Source organism: Caballeronia sp. M23-90 (assembly GCF_053574605.1).
On record NZ_JBSIPA010001014.1, the window covers coordinates 1 to 304 of the forward strand.

Below are 304 nucleotides of genomic sequence, written 5' to 3' on the forward strand. Positions count from 1 at the left end.
CATTTGCTTCTCCAGAAATTAAGCGACGCAAGACGCCGCGGGAGGATTGAGGTTTTCTGTTTCCGCTCCGGGATGAGCGTCGCGCTGTCCACTTCAATCTTTATCGTGTAGTGCTGTTCGAGTGACTCTTTCGATTCAGCTAGTGCCAGGCGTCCAATGATGCGAACCATGTCGCCGCTCTTGAGCAGTGCAAGAGCAGTCCTCGCGCGCAGCGTCCGGCCAATGACGCGCACATGGCGCTCTACACCATCGGCATCTACGACTGAGACCGAGGCACGAAGGGTTTTCTGCCACGGCATACGCG

General features: G+C 56.9%; 1 protein-coding gene. It reads right to left on the reverse strand.

Translation table 11 applies throughout. The features are described from left to right. Positions 1 to 304: hypothetical protein (locus ACRXB1_RS37580; RefSeq protein WP_449494962.1), on the reverse strand; the 304-nt coding region annotated here is incomplete at both ends.